Origin of the sequence: Ruegeria profundi (assembly GCF_020171505.1) — a bacterium.
GTDB classification, from domain to species: domain Bacteria; phylum Pseudomonadota; class Alphaproteobacteria; order Rhodobacterales; family Rhodobacteraceae; genus Ruegeria; species Ruegeria profundi.
In genome coordinates, this window is the sequence record NZ_JAIUZS010000004.1 from 282,157 (window position 1) to 304,914 (window position 22,758).

20 protein-coding genes and 1 tRNA gene are annotated in these 22,758 nt (G+C 57.9%); 11 read left to right on the forward strand and 10 right to left on the reverse strand.

The window, feature by feature from the left end; translation table 11 throughout:
- The first annotated feature begins 1 nt into the window (after position 1).
- The 4 genes from LCM21_RS11730 to LCM21_RS11745 all read left to right on the forward strand — a co-directional run bounded on the left by LCM21_RS11730 (position 2) and on the right by LCM21_RS11745 (position 4,396).
- A complete protein-coding gene (locus tag LCM21_RS11730) occupies positions 2–958 on the forward strand; it encodes an ABC transporter permease (protein ID WP_068335986.1) in 957 nt (318 codons plus the stop codon).
- The gene (locus LCM21_RS11735; protein WP_068335989.1) at positions 955–1,770 is read left to right on the forward strand and encodes an ABC transporter permease; all 816 of its coding nucleotides are present in this window, start codon (positions 955–957) and stop codon (positions 1,768–1,770) included. The genes LCM21_RS11730 and LCM21_RS11735 overlap by 4 nt, the downstream gene beginning before the upstream one ends.
- A complete protein-coding gene (locus LCM21_RS11740) occupies positions 1,767–3,404 on the forward strand; it encodes an ABC transporter ATP-binding protein (protein WP_224890770.1) in 1,638 nt (545 codons plus the stop codon). Before LCM21_RS11735 ends, LCM21_RS11740 begins: the two co-directional genes overlap by 4 nt.
- A gap of 155 nt (positions 3,405–3,559) precedes the next feature.
- The gene (locus LCM21_RS11745) at positions 3,560–4,396 is read left to right on the forward strand and encodes an alkaline phosphatase family protein (RefSeq protein ID WP_224890771.1); all 837 of its coding nucleotides are present in this window, start codon (positions 3,560–3,562) and stop codon (positions 4,394–4,396) included.
- 4 nt (positions 4,397–4,400) lie between these two features.
- On the opposite strand, the gene LCM21_RS11750 is transcribed toward LCM21_RS11745, so the two are convergent.
- The 8 genes from LCM21_RS11750 to LCM21_RS11785 form a co-directional block, all read right to left on the reverse strand.
- Positions 4,401–5,324 (reverse strand): alpha/beta hydrolase, encoded by a 924-nt coding sequence (locus LCM21_RS11750; RefSeq protein WP_224890772.1) that lies wholly within the window; start codon positions 5,322–5,324, stop codon positions 4,401–4,403.
- Positions 5,325–5,336: 12 nt separating this feature from the next.
- Positions 5,337–7,226, reverse strand: coding sequence for an acyl-CoA synthetase (locus LCM21_RS11755; protein WP_224890773.1), 1,890 nt, complete (start codon positions 7,224–7,226; stop codon positions 5,337–5,339).
- A gap of 157 nt (positions 7,227–7,383) precedes the next feature.
- A complete protein-coding gene (locus LCM21_RS11760) occupies positions 7,384–9,204 on the reverse strand; it encodes an ABC transporter transmembrane domain-containing protein (RefSeq protein ID WP_224890774.1) in 1,821 nt (606 codons plus the stop codon).
- 128 nt (positions 9,205–9,332) lie between these two features.
- A tRNA-Gly gene (locus tag LCM21_RS11765) sits at positions 9,333–9,407 on the reverse strand.
- 115 nt (positions 9,408–9,522) lie between these two features.
- Positions 9,523–10,659, reverse strand: a complete 1,137-nt coding sequence (gene nagA / locus LCM21_RS11770; protein WP_224890775.1) for an N-acetylglucosamine-6-phosphate deacetylase — start codon at positions 10,657–10,659, stop codon at positions 9,523–9,525.
- Positions 10,656–11,684 carry an SIS domain-containing protein gene (locus tag LCM21_RS11775; protein ID WP_224890776.1) on the reverse strand — a complete coding sequence of 343 codons (1,029 nt, stop codon included), beginning with the start codon at positions 11,682–11,684 and terminating at the stop codon, positions 10,656–10,658. The genes nagA and LCM21_RS11775 overlap by 4 nt, the downstream gene beginning before the upstream one ends.
- A 19-nt stretch (positions 11,685–11,703) precedes the next feature.
- Positions 11,704–12,453: a GntR family transcriptional regulator gene (locus LCM21_RS11780; RefSeq protein WP_224890777.1), complete on the reverse strand. Its 750-nt coding sequence runs from the start codon at positions 12,451–12,453 to the stop codon at positions 11,704–11,706.
- Positions 12,440–13,315, reverse strand: coding sequence for a glucosamine kinase nucleotide-binding domain-containing protein (locus tag LCM21_RS11785; RefSeq protein WP_224890778.1), 876 nt, complete (start codon positions 13,313–13,315; stop codon positions 12,440–12,442). The genes LCM21_RS11780 and LCM21_RS11785 overlap by 14 nt, the downstream gene beginning before the upstream one ends.
- Before the next feature lie 167 nt (positions 13,316–13,482).
- On the opposite strand from LCM21_RS11785, the gene LCM21_RS11790 reads away from it, so the two are divergent.
- From LCM21_RS11790 to LCM21_RS11820, 7 genes are all read left to right on the forward strand, one after another.
- Positions 13,483–14,367 (forward strand): N-acetylmuramic acid 6-phosphate etherase, encoded by an 885-nt coding sequence (locus LCM21_RS11790; RefSeq protein ID WP_224890779.1) that lies wholly within the window; start codon positions 13,483–13,485, stop codon positions 14,365–14,367.
- 28 nt (positions 14,368–14,395) lie between these two features.
- A complete protein-coding gene (locus tag LCM21_RS11795; protein ID WP_224890780.1) occupies positions 14,396–15,649 on the forward strand; it encodes an ABC transporter substrate-binding protein in 1,254 nt (417 codons plus the stop codon).
- Positions 15,650–15,719: 70 nt separating this feature from the next.
- Positions 15,720–16,634, forward strand: coding sequence for a carbohydrate ABC transporter permease (locus LCM21_RS11800; protein ID WP_224890781.1), 915 nt, complete (start codon positions 15,720–15,722; stop codon positions 16,632–16,634).
- Positions 16,635–16,644: 10 nt separating this feature from the next.
- Positions 16,645–17,484, forward strand: coding sequence for a carbohydrate ABC transporter permease (locus LCM21_RS11805; RefSeq protein ID WP_224890782.1), 840 nt, complete (start codon positions 16,645–16,647; stop codon positions 17,482–17,484).
- Positions 17,481–18,515 (forward strand): Gfo/Idh/MocA family protein, encoded by a 1,035-nt coding sequence (locus LCM21_RS11810; protein WP_224890783.1) that lies wholly within the window; start codon positions 17,481–17,483, stop codon positions 18,513–18,515. Before LCM21_RS11805 ends, LCM21_RS11810 begins: the two co-directional genes overlap by 4 nt.
- Positions 18,512–19,507 carry an ABC transporter ATP-binding protein gene (locus tag LCM21_RS11815; RefSeq protein ID WP_224890784.1) on the forward strand — a complete coding sequence of 332 codons (996 nt, stop codon included), beginning with the start codon at positions 18,512–18,514 and terminating at the stop codon, positions 19,505–19,507. Before LCM21_RS11810 ends, LCM21_RS11815 begins: the two co-directional genes overlap by 4 nt.
- A gap of 209 nt (positions 19,508–19,716) precedes the next feature.
- On the forward strand, positions 19,717–21,606 hold the full coding sequence (locus tag LCM21_RS11820) for a PhoX family protein (RefSeq protein ID WP_224890785.1): 1,890 nt from the start codon (positions 19,717–19,719) through the stop codon (positions 21,604–21,606).
- A 50-nt stretch (positions 21,607–21,656) separates the two neighbouring features.
- Here the strand turns inward: LCM21_RS11820 and LCM21_RS11825 are convergent, their stop codons facing one another.
- A complete protein-coding gene (locus tag LCM21_RS11825; protein ID WP_224890786.1) occupies positions 21,657–22,220 on the reverse strand; it encodes a tetratricopeptide repeat protein in 564 nt (187 codons plus the stop codon).
- A gap of 30 nt (positions 22,221–22,250) precedes the next feature.
- Positions 22,251–22,739 (reverse strand): Lrp/AsnC family transcriptional regulator, encoded by a 489-nt coding sequence (locus LCM21_RS11830; protein ID WP_224890787.1) that lies wholly within the window; start codon positions 22,737–22,739, stop codon positions 22,251–22,253.
- Positions 22,740–22,758 lie beyond the last annotated feature (19 nt).

Consider the following 22,758-nt stretch of genomic DNA (forward strand, 5'->3'; position numbering starts at 1 on the left):
TATGCATCCCATCATCAAACTGGTTTCCCAGCGCCTTGCGCTGGGTTTCCTGTTACTCTTTGGTGCATCGGCTCTGATTTTCGGCCTCACCGAAGCCCTTCCCGGGGACGCCGCGCAAGCGGTCCTTGGTCAAGCCGCAACCCCCGAAGCCCTTGCAAACCTTCGCGAAGAAATGGGGCTGAACCGTCCTGCCCTGACCCGCTATTTTGAATGGCTGGGCGGTATTGTTCAGGGCGATCTGGGGACATCCCTGACCAATAAACTGGATATCGCCGAGTCGGTTGGCAACCGATTGGGCAATACACTGTTTCTGGCGTTCTGGGCTGCCATCGTATCGGTTCCGTTGGCGATCTTTCTGGGCTTGCTGGCCGTGCGCTACCGCAACCGCTGGCCCGACAAACTGATTTCGGCTGTAACGCTTACAACCATTTCGATCCCCGAGTTTCTGATCGGCTATGTGCTGGTCTATTTCGTTGCGGTCAAACTGGGCATGTTCTCACCGCTGGCAATGATCAACGACAGCATGACACTGGGGCAAAAGCTGAACTCGATTGCGTTGCCGGTCATTGTTCTGACACTCGTTGTACTGGCGCACATGATGCGCATGACACGGGCCGCGATCCTGAACGTGATGCAGTCGGCCTATGTGGAAACGGCTGAACTCAAGGGTCTGAGCAATTTTCAAGTCATCTATCGCCACGCCTTCCCCAATGCCGTTGCGCCTATCGTCAACGTGGTGATGTTGAACCTGGCCTATCTGGTCGTCGGCGTTGTCGTGGTTGAGGTGGTGTTCGTCTATCCCGGTATGGGGCAGTACCTTGTGGACCACGTGACCAAGCGCGACGTTCCTGTGGTGCTGGCCTGCGGCGTTATCTTTGCCGCGATCTATATCGGGCTGAACATGGTTGCAGACATCGTTGCCATTCTGGCCAACCCAAGGCTGAGGCATCCGAAATGAAGAACATCCCAATCTCGGCATTAATCGGGCTGGCCTTCACGGCGCTGTACTTCTTTATCGCGATCTTTGCCCCTCTGCTGGCGCCATACGGCATGGCTGAAGTTGTTGGGGACGTGTGGGAACCCTCCAGCGCGCAATTCTGGCTGGGCACGGACAATATCGGACGCGATCTTCTCAGCCGCATGATCTACGGCGGGCGGACGACGATCTTTATCGCGACGGCGGCCACGATCCTCAGCTTTGTAACCGGCTCGATCCTTGGGTTTCTGGCCGCTGTCCTGGGCGGCTGGGCGGATCAGGTCATGTCACGTGCAGTGGACCTGATCATGTCGATCCCTACGCTGATCTTTGCGCTGGTGGTTCTGGCGATGGTGCCTGTAACCGTACCGGTCCTGATCGTCGTCATGGGTTTGCTGGACTCGACGCGCGTCTATCGTCTTGCCCGAGCGGTCGCGGTCGATATCGCTGTCATGGACTATGTTGAAGCCGCAAGGCTACGCGGTGAAGGGCAAAGCTGGATCATCTTCCGTGAAATTCTGCCGAACGCATTGTCCCCGCTGGTTGCTGAACTGGGCCTGCGGTTCATCTTCATGGTTCTGTTTGTCTCGACCCTGTCCTTCCTGGGCCTTGGTGTCCAGCCGCCGCTGGCAGATTGGGGCGGCATCGTGAAAGAGAACAAGGACGGCATCGTCTATGGTATCGGTGCGGCGTTGTACCCCGCAGTCGCGATTGCCACACTGGCGATCTCAGTCAACCTTGTGGCCGATTGGGTTTTAAACCGGACAACATCATTGAAAGGAGGCCGGGGATGAGTGATACACTTCTCAAGGTCCGCGACCTCAAGATCGGCGCGACTGTTTATCCGCCGGGTGAAAAGCCCCATGACATCGAAATCGTGCACGGGGTCAGCTTTGACCTAGAACGCGGCAAGGTGCTGGGGCTGATCGGTGAATCCGGGGCCGGGAAATCCACCATTGGTCTGGCTTCAATGGCCTATGGTCGCGGCGGTGTTGAGATCACCGGCGGCGAGGTCTGGGTTAACGGACGCGACATTCTGAAAACATCTACGGGCGACATCCGCAAGCTGCGCGGGGGTGAGGTGACCTATGTGTCGCAATCCGCCGCGGCCTCCTTCAACCCCGCCAAAAAGATCATGGATCAGGTGGTCGAGGCTGCGGTTGAACAGAAAAAGTTCAGCCGAAAAGAGGCTGAAGCCCGCGCACGTGAGCTGTTTGCAAAGCTGGGTCTGCCCGATCCGGACAATATCGGCGATCGCTACCCGCATCAGGTTTCCGGTGGTCAGTTGCAACGCTGTATGACCGCTTTGGCGCTGTGCCCTGAACCCGATCTGGTGGTTTTCGATGAACCCACCACGGCGTTGGACGTGACCACACAGATCGACGTTCTGATGGCGATCAAAGAGGCCATTGCGGACACCGGTGTCGCTGCGCTCTATATTACGCATGATTTGGCTGTCGTGGCGCAGGTGAGCGATGACATCATGGTTCTGCGCATGGGCAATACGGTCGAATACAGCCACACCGACCAGATCATCAACAACCCGCAAGAGGAGTATACCCAGGCGCTGGTTTCCGTTCGTTCAATCGAACATGAGGAAAAGAAACCGACGCCGGAACCCGTACTCAGCGTCGAAGGTATCACCGCCCGCTACAAAGGGTTGAACTTCGATGTACTGCACAACGTCAATGTTGATCTGCATCCGGGGCAGACACTGGCCGTTGTGGGCGAATCCGGGTCCGGCAAGTCGACACTGGCGCGGGTGATTACCGGCCTGTTGCCGCCGCGCGATGGCGAGATCACCTTTGCCGGGCGCAAGCTCTCAGCTGATTTGAAAGGCCGGACCCGCGAAGACCTGCGCGAGTTGCAAATGATCTACCAGATGGCGGACGTGGCGATGAATCCGCGTCAAACCGTGGGTACGATCATCGGCCGCCCGTTGGAGTTTTACTTCAACATGCGCGGCGCGGAAAAGCGCAAGCGGATCATCGAATTGCTGGATGAGATCGAACTGGGCGAGAGTTTTTTGGATCGCTACCCTGCCGAACTGTCGGGCGGCCAGAAACAGCGAGTGTGCATCGCAAGGTCACTGGCAGCAAAGCCCAAGATGATCATCTGTGATGAAGTGACCTCGGCCCTTGATCCGCTGGTCGCGGACGGCATCCTGAAACTACTGCTGGACCTGCAAAAGATCGAGGATGTCGCATACCTTTTCATCACCCACGATCTGGCGACGGTTCGCGCGATCAGCGACAGTATCGCGGTGATGTATCAAGGACGCGTGGTGCGGTACGGGTCCAAGTCCGAGGTGCTCAGCCCGCCATTCGACGACTATACCGACCTGCTTCTCAGCTCGGTTCCCGAGATGCATCTGGGCTGGCTGGAAGAAGTTGTCGCCCATCGCAAGATGGAAAGCGCAGGGAACTGACGCACTTTTTGCGACATTGCGACTAAGCATGAAATTCCCGACGTTACACCTTTGGATCGGCGTCGGGAATTTGCCGTTTTGGACGCAAATGGATGACCGCAATACATGCGGTTGCGTAAGATTACCCGCAAGGCAACTGACCAAAGGGCCGAAGCATGGACCGTAAAGTTCTTTTGATCATTCTGGACGGCGTGCCATGGCGCAACTTCCGCCGCTTGTTCGGCAATCTCGAAGGCTGGGTGGACAGCGGCGACGCGCGCGTGTGGAAACACTGCTCGGTGCTGCCGTCAATTTCGGCCAGTTGCTATGCCTCGATCCATACGGGCGTTCCCCCGCAGGAACATGGCTGCACCGGGAACGGCAACGTTTTTCGACTAAGCCACAAGGACGTGTTCAGCCAGGTGCGTGAGGCCGGAGGTGTGACCGGGGCCGTCACCCACAGCTTTTGGTCGCAATTCTTCAACCGTCACCCTTTCGACTACGTCCGCGACATTGAATATGACGAGCCCGAAAGCAAGACGATAAACCACGGCCGGTTTCACACGATGACGGGTTATGGTAAGGCCAATCAGATGACACCATCGGATGTTGATCTTTTTGGCACATTAACCAATCTCTGCATGCGTTTCGGATTGGACTACGGCGTACTCCACACCTGCACGCTGGACAGCATGGGCCACCGGTTCTTCCACGATTGCGAAGAAATGGACCACGCCTGTTTCGTCGTCGACGAGATGCTGGCCCCCTTTATCCCCCGTTGGCGCCAAATGGGCTATGAGGTTATTGTGACCGCCGACCACGGTCAGGATGAGCGCGGCCACCATGGCGGGCGCAGTACGTTGCAACAGGAAACCGCGCTGTACTATTTCGGAGACGCTGACGGCCCCGAGGCAGGTGCAACGATCGACCAGCTGCAGCTTGCACCCACGATCTTGCATCGTATGGGCGCGCCGATTGCCGATACGATGAAGGCCACGCCTTTCCTGAACTGAGGGATCAGTCGTAAGGCCAGACCTGCTGGCCCAATGCCTCGATCGCGACCGAGATGCGTTCAAAACTGTCTGCGGCGCGTTTCACTGAACTTCGTGCGCGCAGGTACCCGTGCACAAGGCCGGGTTCGTTGACCCAATAGGCCCTTCCGCCTGCGTTAGTGATATTTTCACAATAGGTCGCGCCATCATCGCGCAGCGGATCGCAATCAGCAGTAAACACGACGGTAGGCGGCAGACCTGAAAAATCACGATCCTGCAACGGCGCGAATGTAGGGTCATTTTTTGGGACGTCGCCGGCGCAACGCACCTTTTCATAGAAATGAATCTCTTCCAGCGTCAAAAGCGGCGCGTGCGCATGTTCCAGATATGAACCAGCGGTCGCATCGCCGCCCAGCCCCGGATAGATCAGAACCTGACCCAGCACGGAGCCAAGCCGCCCTCGCGCATAATGCGCAACGGTAGCAGCCAGGTTGCCGCCAGCGCTATCCCCGGCAAGAATCAAAGGATCGTTGAATTCCTGTTCCACCCATTTCGTTGCCGTCCAACTGTCTTGAAACTGCGCTGGATGAACGTGTTCAGGGCACAGGCGGTAATCGACAGCAACCACCCGATATCCGGTCTGAATGCAAATCTCGGCGCAAACGTCGTCGTGGCTTTCAAGCCCACCAACCACGAAACCGCCACCGTGAAAATAGACGACGGTTCGTGTTGGATCTCCGGCTGTGTAGACCCGAACCGGGACGCCATCAGCGGATTTGTCCAACACATCCACTCCGTCGGGTCGGGGCTGGCGAAAATCCTGACACATGGTGTTGTACAACCGCCGCTGATCTTCAATGGAAAGATCAACCGCATCGTCAGGATAGCTTTCAGCCGTGCGCCTTATGAACGCCCATGTTTCCTCATCAATCAGACGTTCATAATCCATTATCCCTCCCGGTCAGGCGACCCAATCCCATGGCCGGGTATACGATCCCAGCACTTTGCTGACATCGTCCTCTGCCGAGCCGTTCGCGTCAAGCTGCGCGACCAGGCCGCGCTTTTTATCATCAATCACGGCAACGACGCGCGCGGTCAGCCCAGCCTCTTCCAACGCGCCATTGTATACGCGGGTTATGGCCTGTTTACGCAGCTCAGGCTTGAACACCTTTCCAACTGCAGTCTTTGGAAGTTCATCCAGAATGGTCATATGCTTGGGTTGCGCCGCGCGTTCGTGGACTTGCACCTTGCAATACTCTATCAACTCTTTTTCGGTGACGCTGGCTCCGTCGACCAATTCGACAAAGGCGCAAGGCACTTCCCCCGAATGCGCATCAGGCTGGCCGATGGCCCCTGCAAAGGCAACCGCGTCATGGCCCAGCAGGGCCTCTTCAATTTCGGCCGGGTCGATGTTGTGGCCACCACGAATAATCAGGTCCTTTGCGCGACCCGTGATCCAAAGATAGCCGTCTTCGTCAAACCGCCCCAAATCGCCCGTTCGCAGATATTTGTCGAAATGGTAGAGGCTTTGGTTCTTGTCCGCCTCGGTATAGGTGTTGCCGACATAGACACCTGGATTCGACACACAGATTTCACCAATTTCGTCCAGTCCGCATTCCTTCGGCCCGTCTGGTCCGTCTTGCAGGATTTTCACATCCGTGTAGGGGAAGGGAAATCCGATTGAGCCGATCTTCTTTTCTCCGTCAACCGGGTTGCACGAGACCAGACAGGTCGCTTCGGTCAGGCCATAGCCTTCGACGATGGTCACACCGGTTGCTTCTTCGAAACGGCGAAACAGTTCGACAGGCAGCGGGGCCGAACCCGAGAAAGCGGTTTTGACGCTTGAGATGTCAGCGTCCACCGGGCGTTGCATCTTGGCGGAAATCGCTGTTGGAACCGTGATGATGAAGCTGACCTTCCAACGCTCGATCAGTTTCCAGAAATTATCGAAGACGCCATCGCCGCGATACCCGGCTGGGGTCGGGAAGACTACATGCGCACCAGACGAGACTGCAGCCATCATGATCACGTGGACTGCAAAGACGTGGAACATGGGCAACGGGCACATGATGACGTCTTTTTCCGAGAACAAGAGCGTGTGGCCAAGCCAGCCATTATAGATCAGGCCGGAATACGTATGCTGCGCCACCTTGGGCATGCCCGTCGTGCCACCTGTGTGGAAATAACAGGCGACCCGATCCTCTTTGCTGTCTTCAAACGTCAGTGTCGTGGGTTGCTTGGCCAGCTCTTTGTTAAAGTTTTTGTAATCCGCATGGGCCAGTTTTACCTTGTCCCCCATTTTTGGGCGCAACAGCGGCACAAGCCATGATTTCGGCGGCGTGAGATAGCGATTGAGGTCAATCTCCAGAATGGTTTTGACCTTGGGCGCGTGGCGCACCGCTTCTTCGACCTTTTGCGCAACATCGGCCTTCGGGAAGGACTTGAGCGTCACCACCACCTTGGCCCCGGTTTCACGCAGGATCGCGGCGATCTGCTCGGGTTCCAACAACGGGTTGATCGGGTTCACGATACCGGCAACGGCACCGCCCATCAATGCAACCAGCGTCTCGTTGCAATTGGGCAGGACGTAGGCAACAACATCTTTTTCACCGATACCAAGTGAGCGGAACAGGTTCGCCGCCTGGTTGACCTTGCCCAATAACGCGGACCACGTCAGCGTTTCAGCCTTGTCCGTCGGACCAGATAACAGCTGGAAGCTGATCGCATTGCTGTTTGGAAAATTTCCGGCTGTTCGCGACAGCATCTGGTGAAGGGTGACCGGAACATCTCGGTCCTCCCATGGCATTTCCTGCTCCATTCTCACCTTGTCTTCCAAACCCACAAAAGCCATCTGGTTCCTCCCTTATCTCTCCCATGTCCGGCACAGGTTCTGTCTCCACCGCCAAGATGGAAGCAAAACCGCGCAGGTTCAATAAATGCCTTAACTGTGAAGACCCTGAAGGGATAGAATTACGCTGCGGAGCGAATTGTGTTACCCCAGCGTCACGTCATTCGGCAGCCATGCCATCGGTGAATTGCAGACGCGCCAACCTTGCATACAGCCCGCCCTGTGACACCAGATCATCATGTGAGCCCTGGGCCACGATGCGCCCGGCCTCTAACACAACGATCCGATCTGCCTTTTTGACGGTCGCCAGCCGATGCGCCACGATCAGAGTGGTGCGCCCGGCGCGCATCTTGTCCACGGCACCTTGCACCGCACGTTCGCTTTCTGCATCGAGGGCCGAGGTCGCCTCGTCCAACAGCAAAACCGGCGCGTCCCGCAGGATTGCACGGGCAATCGCGATACGTTGCTTTTGACCACCTGACAGCATGACGCCCCGCTCACCTACGTAACTGTCATAGCCATCTGGCAGGGCCACGATGAAATCATGTGCGGCGGCCGCGTGGGCGGCGGCCTCAACCTCGGCATCGGTCGCGTCGAGACGCCCAAAGCGGATGTTTTCACGTGCCGAGGCGGCAAAGATCACCGGGTCCTGCGGCACAAGCGCCATATGACGACGGAAATCCGCCCTGTCGATATCGCGAAGGTCGACACCGTCCAGAGTGACCTTTCCCGAAGCCGGATCATAGAACCGCTGGATCATCTGGATGACGGTTGTTTTACCCGCCCCTGATGGCCCGACAAAGGCAACGGTTTCGCCGGGCTTAATGTGCAAGGTTAAGTGATCAAGCGCCACGACCTCGGGGCGTGAGGGATAGCGAAAAGTCACGTCATCAAAGTGGATTTCACCCTTAACCGGCGAAGGCAGAGCAATGGGCTTTGCAGGATCGCTGACCGTGTCCTGCGCATTCAGCAGCTCGACCAGCCGTTCGGTCGCGCCTGCGGCACGCTGAAGCTCGCTCCAGATTTCTGACAAAGCCGCCACGGAGCCGGCCATGATGATCGAATAGATCACGAATTGAATCAGAACGCCTTCGGTCATCACGCCGTCGCGAACGTCATTGGCCCCCATCCAAAGCACGCCAACAATTCCCGAAAACACCAGAAAGATCACAATCACCGTCAGCACAGCACGTGTTTGAATGCGGCGCAGCGAGACAGTGTATGACGTTTCAGTCATGTCCGAAAACTGCATGCGGCTGGCCTGTTCGTGGGTAAAGGCCTGCACTGTTTGCACGGCGCTCAGCGCCTCGCCCGCGTTGCCGGAGGACGCAGCAATCCAATCCTGGTTTTCCCGGCTGATCACCCGCAGCCGCCGACCCAACAGCAGGATAGGCACCACCACCAACGGGATCAGCAGCAAAACCATGCCGGTCAGCTTAGCCGAGGTCAGCAGCATCAGAGCCAAACCACCAACGAACAGCAGGACGTTGCGCAATGCGATGGAAACAGACGAGCCAAGTACAGACTGAATCAGCGTCGTATCCGTGGTAATCCGGCTCAGGACCTCTCCGGTCATGATACGTTCGTAGAATTCGGGGCTCATGCCGATAACGCGGCTGAACACGGCCTTTCGGATATCGGCCACGACACGCTCGCCCAATCGCGTCACCAGCGCATAGCGCAGACCAGTGCCAACGGCCAGAAAGGCGGCGATGCCAAGGGCGGCCAGAAAGTACCAATCCAGCAGCTCGCCGTCTTCAATGCGGAAATTGTCGACCACACGCCGCACGGCCAGTGGCAGCGTCAGGGTCATACCTGCCGTCAGAACCAACGCCACGATCGCACTGGCCATCAAAAGGCGATACGGACGCATAAACGGCCACAGCGACGCCAGAACGCCAATTTTCTTCGATCCGGCGCGTTCTTCGCTTGCTCCGGGTGCAGATTGCTTTGCCGGACTGGCTGAGGCGGTTTTTGCCATGCGTGGCCTTTAAATCATGTTCGCGTTTGTGTGATCGCTTCTTGGCGGCAGCAAACGGCGGGGTCAAGCCGCGCGTCATTAATAGGCATCCCGTAAGGGCCATTTGACGCAGGATTTTAAGGCTGACTTGGAGCGGGCGGCGGGAATCGAACCCGCTTCATCAGCTTGGAAGGCTGAGGTAATAGCCAGTATACGACGCCCGCTCAGCGAAGGTCGGTTTAAGCGAAGCGCCAAGTGTCGTCAAGCGCAGTTCGCGGCTTGAAAGCAATTTCTGCGCCCTGCCCAATTCGCGCATGAGACAAGGCCATTGCCGACCGGTTAGCCGTTCTCAGACAGCCATGTGCAGGCGGAAAAATCCGACGCTATCCGGATCATCGAACCGAATCGCAACGGTCGCATAATGGGCTGCCCGATCAGGGATGCCGGATATGTCGTCGCAGCAGCCAGCGCATCCTGCAACGAAACACCGACCTGAGTCACCAAGACTCGAATGGCCGTGGTCAGATCCAAATCGGCCCCAGCCAGCGTTCCGTCCTCAAGCGTCAGGCGCCCGTTGGCCCGCGTGATTCGACGGCCCTCCAGATCAAACGAGGCGTGATCCGTGCCCGCAACGGCCATGGCGTCACTTACCAGAAAGATCTGACCGGGTGCGGTTTTGGCGGCCCAGGCTGCACGCATCACCGCGGGGTGGACATGGATGCCATCAGCGATCATTCCCGCCGACACCCCCCCATTGGCAAGGCACGCCCCGACCAGACCGGGTTCGCGGTTTCCCATCTGGCTCATCGCGTTGAACAAATGGGTGACACAGCGCGCCCCCGCCTTGGCATAGCGCTGGCATGTCGCGAAATCCGCGTTGGTATGGCCCAGCGACACCAGAACACCCGCGTCAGACAAGGCTTGAACCTGCTGCTCCGAGACGGATTCGGGTGCCAGCGTCACTTTCAGGCAGGGCAAGTTTTCGGCTGCCTGAACCAACGCTGCCAAATCCGCATCCTCCATGGGCCGAATCAAGGCACCATCATGCGCCCCCTTGCGCGCCACCGACAGGTGCGGCCCTTCAAGGTGTAGCCCAGCCACCCCCGGAACGCCGGTCCGCACCGCCTGTATTGCCGCCGCGATGGCAGCTTCGGTTTTCTCGGGCGTGTCGGTAATCAGAGTTGGTAGCAGTGCCGTAACACCCAACCGTCGATGTGCCTCGGCGATCCGCCGTATGGTTTCGACCGAGGGGTCATCGTTGAACATCACTCCATCGCCGCCATTTACCTGCAGATCAACGAAACCCGGGCAAAGGATATCGCCGTTCAGGTCGATGACCTGCCCTTCCGGACTTCCCGTCTGGTCAGGTACGATCGCTGACAGCGTACCGTCGCGAAAGGTGATCGCATGGTTCAAGTGCACAGATTCGCCATCGAACACAGCACCGTTGCGATATGTCACTGAATTAGGGGTCATACCGTCTCTGTCACTTTTCTGAGATGCCGCGGTGCGTCGGGGTCAATTCCGCGGGCCAACGCAACAGCTTCGACCATGCTGTAAAACGAGGTGATGTTGGCAATGGGGTCGGTAAGCCAGTGACCGGTACGTATCACAGGCAGGCTTTCGGCCTTGGTCACCTTGTCGGTGGCAGCAAACACAGCGGCCCCCTTGCCCGCCAACGCATCGGCGGCCTCGGCCGTTGCCTGCTCTGCGGCGTCGGCTGCTGCGAAAACGATCGTTGGGAATCCTTCCTCCACGATTGAAACGGGACCGTGCAACACTTCGGCGGCCGAATAGCTTTCGGCGTGAATCTGACAGGTTTCCTTGATCTTCAGCGCAGCTTCATTGGACATGGCAAAAGAAGGACCCCGGCCCAAGGTAAACAACGACCGGCCCGTGATCGACGTCGCCGCAGCAGACCAGTCGCACTGCGCGGCCTGCGCCAGATGGGCCGGCAAAGAGCGGATCGCCGCTATCAATTCACCATCGCCCTTGACCTCGGCCAACACCCATAGACCCGCAACCAGTGAGGTGACGAATGTTTTGGTTGCGGCCACGCTCAGCTCTGGACCTGCATGAAGGGGCAAGACCGCATCCGCCACTTCGGCCAAACGCGAGGTCGTGTTGTTGGTTATCGCAACGGTCAGCCCCCCTGAGGACTTCAACGATCGGGTCATTCCCACAATGTCTGGGCTTTGACCCGACTGCGACACCGACAGGCAAACCGCACCATCTGCGCGCAGATCAACACCATAGATCGAATTGACCGATGGCCCGACCGAGGCCACGGGCAGGTTCAACAGCAACTCGCTGGCATATTTCAGATAGGTACAAGCATGATCCGACGACCCCCGCGCCACGGTGATCAAAAACCGGGGGTCGGCTCCTTTCATCAAATCCACTGCGGTATGAATATTGGCGGCCCCCTGGCTTAGCAACCGATCAACCGCGTCGGGGATTTCCAAAATCTCCTGCCGCATTTTCGAGCTGTTTTGTGACATGCTTTTCCGGCCTTTCCGGTTACAACCGCAATTCGGCGACAAAGTCATAGGTGTCGCCCCGATAAAGGGATCGGGTCAGTTCCGCGACCCGCCCGTTTTTCAGGAATGAAATTCGTTCGATGTTCAGCCCCGCGGCCCCCTCGGGAACGTCCAGCAATTCTGCCTCGGGCGCAGCAAGGTTGACGGCAGAGATTTTTTGCACCGCACGCACGGGCCGCCGACCCAAATCGTCCAGAACCTCATAGAGCGAGGTAGTGACCTCGATAGGATTGGGCAGAATGTCTAGCGGCAGCGCGGCGCGCTCCAGCGCCAGCGGACGCCCGTCAGCCTCGCGCAGACGGTAGATGCGCGAAATCTGCTCACCTTCTGCAAGGCTCAATGCCTCGATTTCCTCGGGGGTCGGTGCAAAGACGCCGCGCTCCAGCCATTTGGACGTGGTGCGCATTCCGCGGCTGGCCATGTCCTCGGTGAAGGAAGTTAAATGTGTCAGCGATTGCTCGACCCGCGGAATGCGATCACGAATGAAGGACCCCGACCCCTGACGCTGTTCGATCAACCCTTCCTGCACCAGCTCTTGAATGGCCTTGCGAACTGTGACCCGGGAAAGGTCTGTGATTTCAACCAGTTCCCGTTCCGATGGCAGCGAAGAGTTGGGCGGCAAAACACCACTGTCGATCCCTTCTTGCAGACGATGCCGCAACTGAACATAGCGCGGGCCTTTGTCCGGGCTCAGCCACAAGTCAGACCGCAAAAAGTCAGAGATGCTCATGCCGAACCTCGTTTGCTAAAGCCAAGGCTCCGGTCAGCGGCTCACCCAGCGGCGGGCGAATGGCAGACCTCATGTCATCTGGCAGGTAGTCGGCGTAGTGCCCGGCTATCCCTCCTGTCAGACAGATCGCCTGACATGTCTGCCACCCTAAGCGCCTTGCTGTTCTTTCCAGATAGTCCGCCCCGGCTTGCATGATTTCAACAGCAGCGGTATCGCCGGTTTGCGCTGCGCATGTGACCGCAGGAGCAATCGCCCCGAACTGGGCGGGTGTGGCCGTTCCGGCAAATCGCACAATGCCCGCCGTGCCGCGCAATTCACCCAGCAGCTTTCGCGTTAAACCCGTCTCAAGCCGCGTTCCATCAACGGCGCATAACGTTTCAGCCAATGCTCGACGCCCGACCCATTGGGCCGAGGCTTCATCCCCCAGAACCGCCCCCCACCCCCCGGCGAAACGCATTGCGCCGTGTATTTGGATGGCAAGGAAGGATCCGGTTCCGCAATGTGCGATCAAGCCATCTTGCGCGCCCAATGCCCCGCGCACTGCGGCGGGCCGGTCATCTTCGACCCGCGCGCAGGTTAACCCCAACGCATCCCGCAGCCGCTGCGCAATCTGTTTGTCAGTAACACCAGCCAGACCGACATAGGCCGGAAAACCAAGCATCTTGGCCCCCAGAACACCAATTCGATCCGACACCTGATCTAAACCCGACCGAATCTGCGCAAGCGCGCCGTCAAAATCGGTTGAGACATTGGCCGCTCCGGTCTCGACAGAATGGACCACGCCATCAATCATACAGGCAACACGACATCGCGTTCCCCCACCATCAATAGCCAAAACGGCATTATTCCGAGACTCAGTCATGACAATACCATTATAATACCTTTGAGCTTCGCGAAAGCCCTAATTCGCGAAAATTGGCCCGTAATGACGAAAAAATACCCGAAAAGCGCGCCAAAATTGGAGGAAAATAAAATCTGGACAAGTGGTATTAAATAGGTATTGTATATGCAGAACCGGGGAGGATTCTCTTGACGCTGCCGTCTACAGAACAACTGCATCCTGATGCTGAGCACTTGGCCCAAGGTGACTTGGCCATAGCGGCACGCGCCCTGGCCGAAGGTCAGATCGCTGCAGCCGCGGTCGTTCGCGACGCTTTGGGCTGCATCGCTCAAGGCGCCGCAGCGATGGCGGAAACCATACGAAGCGAAGGTGTGCTGCACTATGTGGCCGCGGGATCATCCGGCCTGATGGCCGCAGCCGATGCGCAGGAATTGGGTGGCACATTCTCGATCCCGCCTGCCCGTCTGCGCATTCACATGGCTGGCGGCCTGCCCACCGGGGTCGAGATGCCCGGCGACTCGGAAGACGCAACCGAAGGCTTGAAACAGGCGCTGAGCGCAATCGAGGCCAAGGACACGGTGATCGCGGTTTCCGCCAGCGGGTCAACGCCCTACACGTTGGCCGCCGTGAATATCGCCCGCGCGCAGGGGGCAACCGTAATTGGGATCGCCAACAACGCGGACAGCCCTTTGCTGTTGGAAGCGGACATTCCAATTCTTCTGGCAACACCGCCCGAACTGATTTCGGGCTCTACGCGCATGGGTGCTGGCACAGCACAAAAGATTGCACTGAACATGCTGTCCTCGCTGATGGCGGTCGAGCTTGGCCACGTGCATCGTGGCATGATGGTCAATCTGCGCGCCGACAATCACAAGCTGAGGGCACGCGCCACCGGTATCGTTGCCCGGATCGCAGAAGTGGATGATGCCACCGCGCAACAGGCGTTGGAAACTGCGCACGGGGACGTAAAACCTGCCATTCTTATTGCCGCCAAAGCCCTGTCACTGGACGAGGCACATGCACGCCTTCGGGCGGCCAACGGACTTTTAAATGCCGCACTGGCACGGGACTGAAATCAAATAAAACGGGAGAGAGAGAGAAATGAAACACAGAAACCTGAAGATAGCCTTACTGGGTACAACCCTGATGGCGACAACCGCTTATGCAGAAGACGTGACGCTGACGATCGAAAGCTGGCGCAATGATGACCTGACCCTGTGGCAGGAACAGATCATTCCGGCGTTCGAAACACAGCACCCCGGAATCAAGGTGGAATTCACGCCATCCGCCCCGGCAGAATACAACGCTGTTCTCAATTCCAAGCTTGATGCGGGCTCGGCCGGCGACCTGATCACCTGCCGCCCGTTCGACGCCTCGCTGGCGCTGTATGAGGCGGGCCACCTGTCTGATCTGTCCTCGGTCGAAGCAATGAGCAATTTCTCGGACGTTGCGAAATCGGCATGGCAGACCGATGACGGCTCGGTCACTTTCTGCGTTCCGATGGCCTCGGTGATCCACGGTTTCATCTACAATAAAGAGGCCTTTGCCGAGCTGGGCATCGAGGTACCCACCACCGAAGACGAATTCTTTGCCGCGCTGGAAAAGATCAAGGAAGACGGCACCTACATCCCACTGGCCATGGGTACCAACGATCAGTGGGAAGCCGCCACGATGGGCTACAACAACATCGGCCCAAACTACTGGAAGGGTGAGGAAGGCAGACAAGCCCTGATCGCCGGTGAGCAAAAGCTGACAGATGAGCCGTGGACAGCGCCTTTCGCAACCCTTGCCCGCTGGGCAGAGTATATGGGTGATGGGTTTGAGGCGCAGACCTACCCTGACAGCCAGAACATTTTCACCCTTGGCCGCGCCGCCATTTATCCAGCCGGATCGTGGGAGATTTCGGGCTTTAACGCGCAGGCAGATTTCGAAATGGGTGCCTTCAAACCGCCAGTTCGCAGTGCAGGAGACACATGCTACATCTCGGATCACACCGATATCGGGATTGGAATGAACGCCGCCACGGAACACCCCGAGGCCGCTGAAACTTTCCTGACCTGGGTTGCCAGCCCCGAATTTGCCGAGATTTTCGGCAATGCACTGCCGGGTTTTTTCCCGCTGTCCAGCACTCCGGTCGAATTGCAGGACCCGCTGGCCAAGGAAATCGCGGGTTGGCGGAACGAGTGTGAGTCTACGATCCGCTCGACCTATCAAATTCTGTCGCGCGGAACACCGAACCTTGAGAATGAGACCTGGGGCGCGTCGGTTGCAGCCATCAAAGGTGCCAAGTCGCCCGAGGAACTGGGTGCTGAGCTGCAGGAAGGCCTGTCCAGCTGGTACGCGCCGCACCAGTAACGCATGACCCAACCTACCCGGGCGATATGGATCGCCCGGGTACTCCTGACACCCCTTTGAAAGCGATCCCATGAACCGCCCACGCTTCCGCTGGCATATCGTCGTGTTTCTTGCACCTGCCGTGCTTGTCTACACCGCAGTGATGATTTTCCCGCTGTTCAACACGCTTCGGCTGGCGTTGTACACCGAGGTCGATCAGAGCCGGGTGTTCGTCGGATTGCAAAACTTTCAGACGTTGTTTTTTGACCCGATCTGGTCCGAGCAGTTCTGGAACGCGCTGGGAAACAACTTCTGGTTTTTCCTGATCCACATGCTTGTACAGAACCCCATCGGCATCGCGTTGGCTGCACTGCTCAGCCACCCGCGTCTGCGGTTTGCGGCGCTGTATCGGTCAGCGATTTTCATCCCCACGATCCTGAGCTTTGTGATCGTAGGGTTTGCATGGAAACTGATCCTGTCCCCGATCTGGGGTATCGCGCCGTCAATGCTGGACGCTATAGGGTTAAAATCTCTATTCGCGCCGTGGCTGGGGAAAGAGGAGTACGCGCTGACCACGCTGGCGCTGATTTCGGTATGGCAGTTCGTCGGGATACCGATGATGCTGATCTATGCCGCGCTGCTGACCATCCCCGAGGAAATCCTTGAGGCCGGTGAGATCGACGGAATCACCGGGGCTTCGGCCTTTTGGAAGATCAAGCTGCCTTTGATCCTTCCATCAATCGGAATCATCTCGATCCTGACTTTCGTGGGGAATTTCAACGCGTTCGACCTGATCTATGCAGCGCAGGGCGCGCTGGCCGGGCCTGATTTCTCGACCGATATTCTGGGTACTTTCATGTACCGCACGTTCTTTGGCTTCCAGTTGCAACTGGGTGATCCGCATATGGGATCAGCTATCGCAGGGGCCATGTTCGCGATCATCCTTGTCGGCGTCTGCATATACCTTTTCGGCATCCAGACCCGGATGCGCCGCTATCAACTGTGAGGGTCCAGTGATGAACAAAGCACGCCACAACCCCCTGAACACCGCCGCGATGCACGGAGCGTTGATCCTGTACACGCTGGTCGCGCTGTTCCCGGTCTTCGTCATCCTTATCAACAGCTTCAAATCCCGCCGTGCTATCTTTCGCGAACCTTTGGCTTTGCCCAGCGCCGACAGCTTCTCACTGGTCGGGTACGAGACGGTGATGAAACAGGGGGATTTCTTCCTGTATTTCCAGAACTCAATGATAGTTACTGTTGCGTCGTTGTTCTTTGTTCTTCTGTTCGGGGCCATGGCGGCCCACGCCTTGTCGGAGTACCGGTTCAAGGGCAACCTTGTGATGGGCCTTTATCTTGCATTGGGGATCATGATTCCGATTCGCATCGGCACTGTCGCGATCCTTGAGATGATGGTGGCAACCGGGTTGGTGAACACGCTCTGGGCATTGATCCTTGTATATACCGCACAAGGGTTGCCGTTGGCTGTGTTCATCCTGTCCGAATTCATGCGGCAGGTCAGTGACGATCTGAAGAATGCAGGCCGCATCGACGGGCTGTCGGAATACACGATCTTTTTCCGGCTGGTTCTGCCTTTGGTCCGACCGGCGATGGCGACGGTTGCCGTGTTCAACATGATCCCGATCTGGAATGACCTGTGGTTCCCGCTGATCCTTGCCCCGGCCGAGGAAACCAAGACGCTCACGTTGGGCAGCCAGGTCTTTATCGGGCAGTTCGTGACCGACTGGAACGCGGTTCTGTCGGCCCTGTCGATGGCAATCCTGCCGGTGCTTGTCCTCTACGTCATCTTCTCGCGTCAACTGATCCGAGGCATCACGTCAGGAGCTGTCAAATGACCAAAGTTCTGATCGCTGGCCTTGGCAATATGGGGCTGAGCCACGCCTTGGCCCATCACAATCACCCGGACGCAGAAATCGTCGGGCTGGTGAACCGATCCGGTCGCGTGGATTACCCCGACCTCGCAGGGTATCGCGCCTTTTCGGACTTCGGCGTCGCGCTGTCCGAGACTAACCCCGATCTGGTCGTGATCGCCACCTATTCTGACAGCCACGCGGATTTCGCCTGCGCCGCGATGGAAGCTGGCGCGCATGTATTCGTGGAAAAGCCCTTGGCGACCAACGTGGCAGACGCGCGGCGTGTCGTGGAAACCGCCACACGGCTGAATCGAAAGCTGGTGGTCGGCTATATCCTACGCCATCACCCGTCGTGGATGCGCCTGATTACTGAGGCGCGGGATCTGGGTGGACCATATGTTTTCCGCCTGAACCTGAATCAACAATCCTCAGGCGCGGAGTGGGAAACGCACAAGGCTCTCATGCAGACGACCTCACCCATCGTGGATTGCGGCGTTCACTATGTCGACGTGATGTGCCAGATCACGGACGCACAGCCTGTCCGCGTGCATGGGATGGGGCTTCGCCTGTCTGACGAAATCGCCCCGGACATGTACAATTATGGCCAGTTTCAGGTGATCTTCGAGGATGGATCAGTGGGCTGGTACGAGGCGGGCTGGGGTCCGATGATGTCGGAAACCGCATTCTTCGTGAAAGACATCGTCTCGCCCCACGGGTCGGTTTCGATCACGGACGGGAACAAAGGCGCGTCGGCTGATATCGACGGACACACCAAGGTCGGCGGCTTGCTGGTTCATACCCCGCAGGGCGACCGGACCATCGAAATGCCGGATGAGCCTGGCCATCAGGAACTCTGCGATGCTGAACAGGCGTATATGCTGCGCGCCATCGCCGAAGATATCGATCTGACACGCCATATGAATGACGCCGTCCAATCCCTCGCCATTTGTTTGGCCGCGGATGAAAGCATCCGCACCGGCCAGCCCGTTTCCCTTGAGGAGCCCGCAAAATGACTGCCTTGACTCTTACCAACGTGAACAAGTCCTTTGGAAACGTGCATGTTTTGAAAGACATCACTCTTGAGGTCGAAGAAGGTGAATTTGTCGTCTTTGTTGGCCCCTCGGGCTGCGGCAAGTCCACCCTGTTGCGCGTGATCGCGGGGCTTGAGGATGCGTCCTCGGGCGAGATCAACATTGACGGACAGCAGGTCAATCTGGTGCCGCCGTCCAAACGTGGGATCGCCATGGTGTTCCAGAGCTATGCGCTCTACCCCCATCTCAGCGTGCGCGGGAATATGACGCTGGCCCTGAAGCAGGAAAGACAGCCCAGGGCGGTGATCGAAGAGCGCGTGGCCAATGCCAGCCGCATGCTGAACCTTGAACCCTATCTGGATCGCTACCCGTCGGAACTGTCCGGCGGTCAACGGCAGCGCGTGGCTATTGGGCGCGCCATCGTGCGCGAACCCAAGCTGTTCCTGTTTGACGAACCGCTGTCGAATCTGGACGCCGCCCTGCGGATGAACACGCGGATCGAGATCGCGAACCTGCACCGGGCCCTGGATGCCTCGATGATCTATGTGACCCACGATCAGACCGAAGCGATGACGCTGGCCGACAAGATCGTCGTGCTGCGCGATGGGCGGGTTGAACAGATCGGCAGCCCGATGGAGCTTTACAACAACCCGGCCAATCAGTTCGTCGCGGGGTTTCTAGGCTCACCTTCCATGAACTTCCTGCCCGAGGGGCTTTTGCAGGGCGGCGGTCAAACCACCATCGGCATCCGCCCTGAAGACCTGTTTTTGTCTGATGACGGGCCGCTGGTTGCGCAGGTCAGCCATGTCGAAAAACTGGGCGGGGATACAAATGTCATCGCCAAGGTTAACGAGCATGCTGTGACTGCACGCTTGTTTGGACAGCATTCAATTTCCGAAGGTCAGGAACTGCGCTTTGCCTATGCTGCGGACAAAGCCTATCGGTTTGATACGGAAGGGCGACGTTTGCTCTGAGTTTCGGCTGGCCATTCGTTTTTCGCAAGGCGATTTCTGAAAGTTTCGCTGCAACACCCGACCTGCGCCGAACGGGCGATTCATCGTGCCGTTTCGCCGCACTCTGGCTTTCTGCAGCATGAAGCATATCTTTTACACTGCTGTTATCAGGTCGTCACACTCCCGACCTAAGTCCGTCTCATTCTTTTTCAGACAGCCAGGAGCCATCCGTGAAAAACGTTGATCTCACAACTATGTCCGCCGACGACTGGGACGAGCTGCACTTCCCCCGCCCCGAGGAAAACGATTTTGACCTCGTTGTTGAACGCGCCATCTCGCGTCGTGGTTTTTTGGGCGGCGTGCTGGCCTTTGGATCGGGCGCAGCAGCCATGGGTGCCGGCCTTTTGGGGTCGACCGCAGCCCACGCCATCAGCGCCTCGCGCTTTGCTTTCACTCCGATCCCAGCACAGACAGACGGTGCCGTTCATGTGCCCGAAGGGTATGAGTGGAAAATGCTGATGCGCTGGGGCGACCCGCTATTCTCGGCGGCCGATGGCTATGACGTCACCGAAGGTGGCCCGGTCGAGAACTCCGACATGGTTTTTGGTGAAAACACGGATGGGATGGAGACATTCTCGTTCAAGGGTCATGAGCTGATTGCGATCAACCATGAATATCCAAACCTCAACATCAACTTGCCCGCCGCGCAAGAAGGTGTCCCGGCCAGTGCCGACGATGTTCTGAAACTCCAGAACATTCAGGGCGTGACTGTCATGGAAATCGCTGAAGGTGCAGACGGATGGTCGGTCGTCCAAGACAGCCCCTTCAACCGCCGTATTCACCACAACACCCCGATGAAGATCGTGGGCCCCGCAGCTGGGCACGATCTGCTAAAGACCAAAGCCGATCCAACCGGCACCGCATCGCTGGGCACCATGAACAACTGCGGTTCGGGCAAGACGCCGTGGGGTACCTATCTGACCTGCGAAGAGAATTTTAACGGCTACTTCGGCTCGACCGATGAAAACGCCAGCTACGACCCGAAAGTCGCCGAGGGCTTCGCGCGGTATGGCATCAAAGCAGAAAGCTGGAATTTCTACGAGCTGTTCGATCCGCGTTTTGACACGTCGAAAAACCCCAATGAGCCGCACCGCGCTGGCTGGATCGTGGAAATCGACCCGACAAAACCGGACAGCACGCCGGTCAAGCACACCGGCCTGGGCCGTTTCAAACACGAAAATGCCGAGGTGACACTGGCCGCTGACGGTCGCGTGGTCGTCTACATGGGCGATGATGAGCGCGGCGAATACTTGTACAAATTTGTCTCGAACGACACCTATCGACCGGGTGCTGAGACCGAGGGTCTGCTGAACGACGGAACGCTTTATGTCGCCAAGTTCAACGACGACGCGACCGGCGAATGGCTGCCCCTGACCCCGGAAACCACCGGTATGGACGCGGCCGAGATTCTGATTTTCACCCGCATGGCTGCATCGGCTGCGGGCGGCACCACCATGGACCGTCCCGAATGGGTGGCCTCAAGCCCGGTCGCGGTGGAAGCTTACTGCTGCCTGACAAACAATAAGAACCGCGGTGTGAAGCCCAATGCCGGTGGCGACGACACCGCAGTCAACGGGCCCAACCCGCGAGAGGCTAACAAGTATGGTCAGATCGTGCGCTGGCGTCCGTCGAATGACGATCATGCCTCTGAGAGCTTTGACTGGGATCTGTATGTCATGGCGGGCAATCCGGCGGTGCATTCAGATGAGCGCGCCGGGTCGGCGAATGTCAACGAAGGCAACCTGTTCAACTCGCCTGACGGCATGGCCATCGACTCAACCGGCCTGGTCTGGATTCAGACGGACGGCAATGATGACAACGAAGAAGACTTCGCTGGCAACGGCAACAACCAGATGTTGGTCGGCGACCCGGTCACAGGTGAAATCGCTCGTTTCATGACCGGACCGAATGGCTGTGAGGTCACAGGTCTGGCCTGGTCAACCGATCTGAGGACCATGTTTGTTGGCATTCAGCACCCAGGCAGCAACTGGCCGGATGGCGGTACGCCGCGGTCGGCGGTGATTGCGATCAAGCGTTCTGACAACGGCCTGGTTGGTTAAATCTTTCTGAAGCGCCCCCAAGCCAAGCGGCTTAGGGGGCGTTTTTTTCATCAAATATCCTGACCCGGCGGCTCCAATGGTCCGCCGGTCGCCAGCAAGTGACGTTCGGATAGCCACGGGTTCAGTTCCAGCGCCTCGTTCAAAGCCTCGCGCGCTTCTTCGATCCGTCGCAAACCCAACAGTGTCAGCGCGCGGCCACTTATGGCAGCAACGTGGTTCGGGGACAGCTCGATGGCCTTGTCCAGATCGGGCAATGCGGCTTTAAAGTCGTGCCGCAGGTAATTTGCAAATGCGCGCTGATTGTACCCTTCGGCGTAAGACGGGCAGTAAGCGATCAGCTTGTTGAAATCTTCAATCGCACCCGACAAGTCCGATGCTCTGAGGCGCGACATACCCCGGTCCAGCACCGTTTGTGCACTTTGATCCGGCGCGTCGGCCCAGAATTCCCACAATTGGCTCGACAGGGCGCGGGCAGCCTGTTCAGTGTCGGCCTGTTGGATTTGCGCCAGCACGCCGCTGATGCCATCGGTATGATCCGGGGCGGCGGGGCAGTCCTGAGCATTTGCGGCTGAAGACACGATGAGAAGGATTGAGGCGACGGCGATCTGTTTCATACACCAAAAGTGACGCCGTCAGTTCATTCGTCAACCCATCCCGTCAAGCGCCCCTGAAACGCCTGTTTCTTTCACGGCCTCCATCGCAACAAAAGTTGACGTGTTGGCGACATGCGGAAGGGACGAAATCTTTTCGGCCAGAACCGCGCGGTATTCCGACATCGAGCCTGTTCGGATTTTCAGCAGATAGTCGAAATTCGACGCAATCATATGGGCTTGCTCGATCTCTGCCACTTTGCGCACCGCTGCATTGAACTCGGCCAGTGCCTTTTCGCGCGTATCGGTCAGGCGGACCTCGACAAAGGCAACATGGTCCAGCCCAAGGCGGATCGGATCCAGCAAAGCGCGGTAGCCGGCGATGATCCCTTCGGATTCAAGCCTTTTTACCCGCGCTTGAGTTGGCGATTTCGACAATCCGATGCGCCGTGCAAGATCAGCGACCGAGATGCGCCCATCCTCGGCCAGAATCTTCAGGATCAAACGGTCAAACCGATCCAGATCGGGACGGTTCATTTGCATTGCCACACCTCAAAATTTC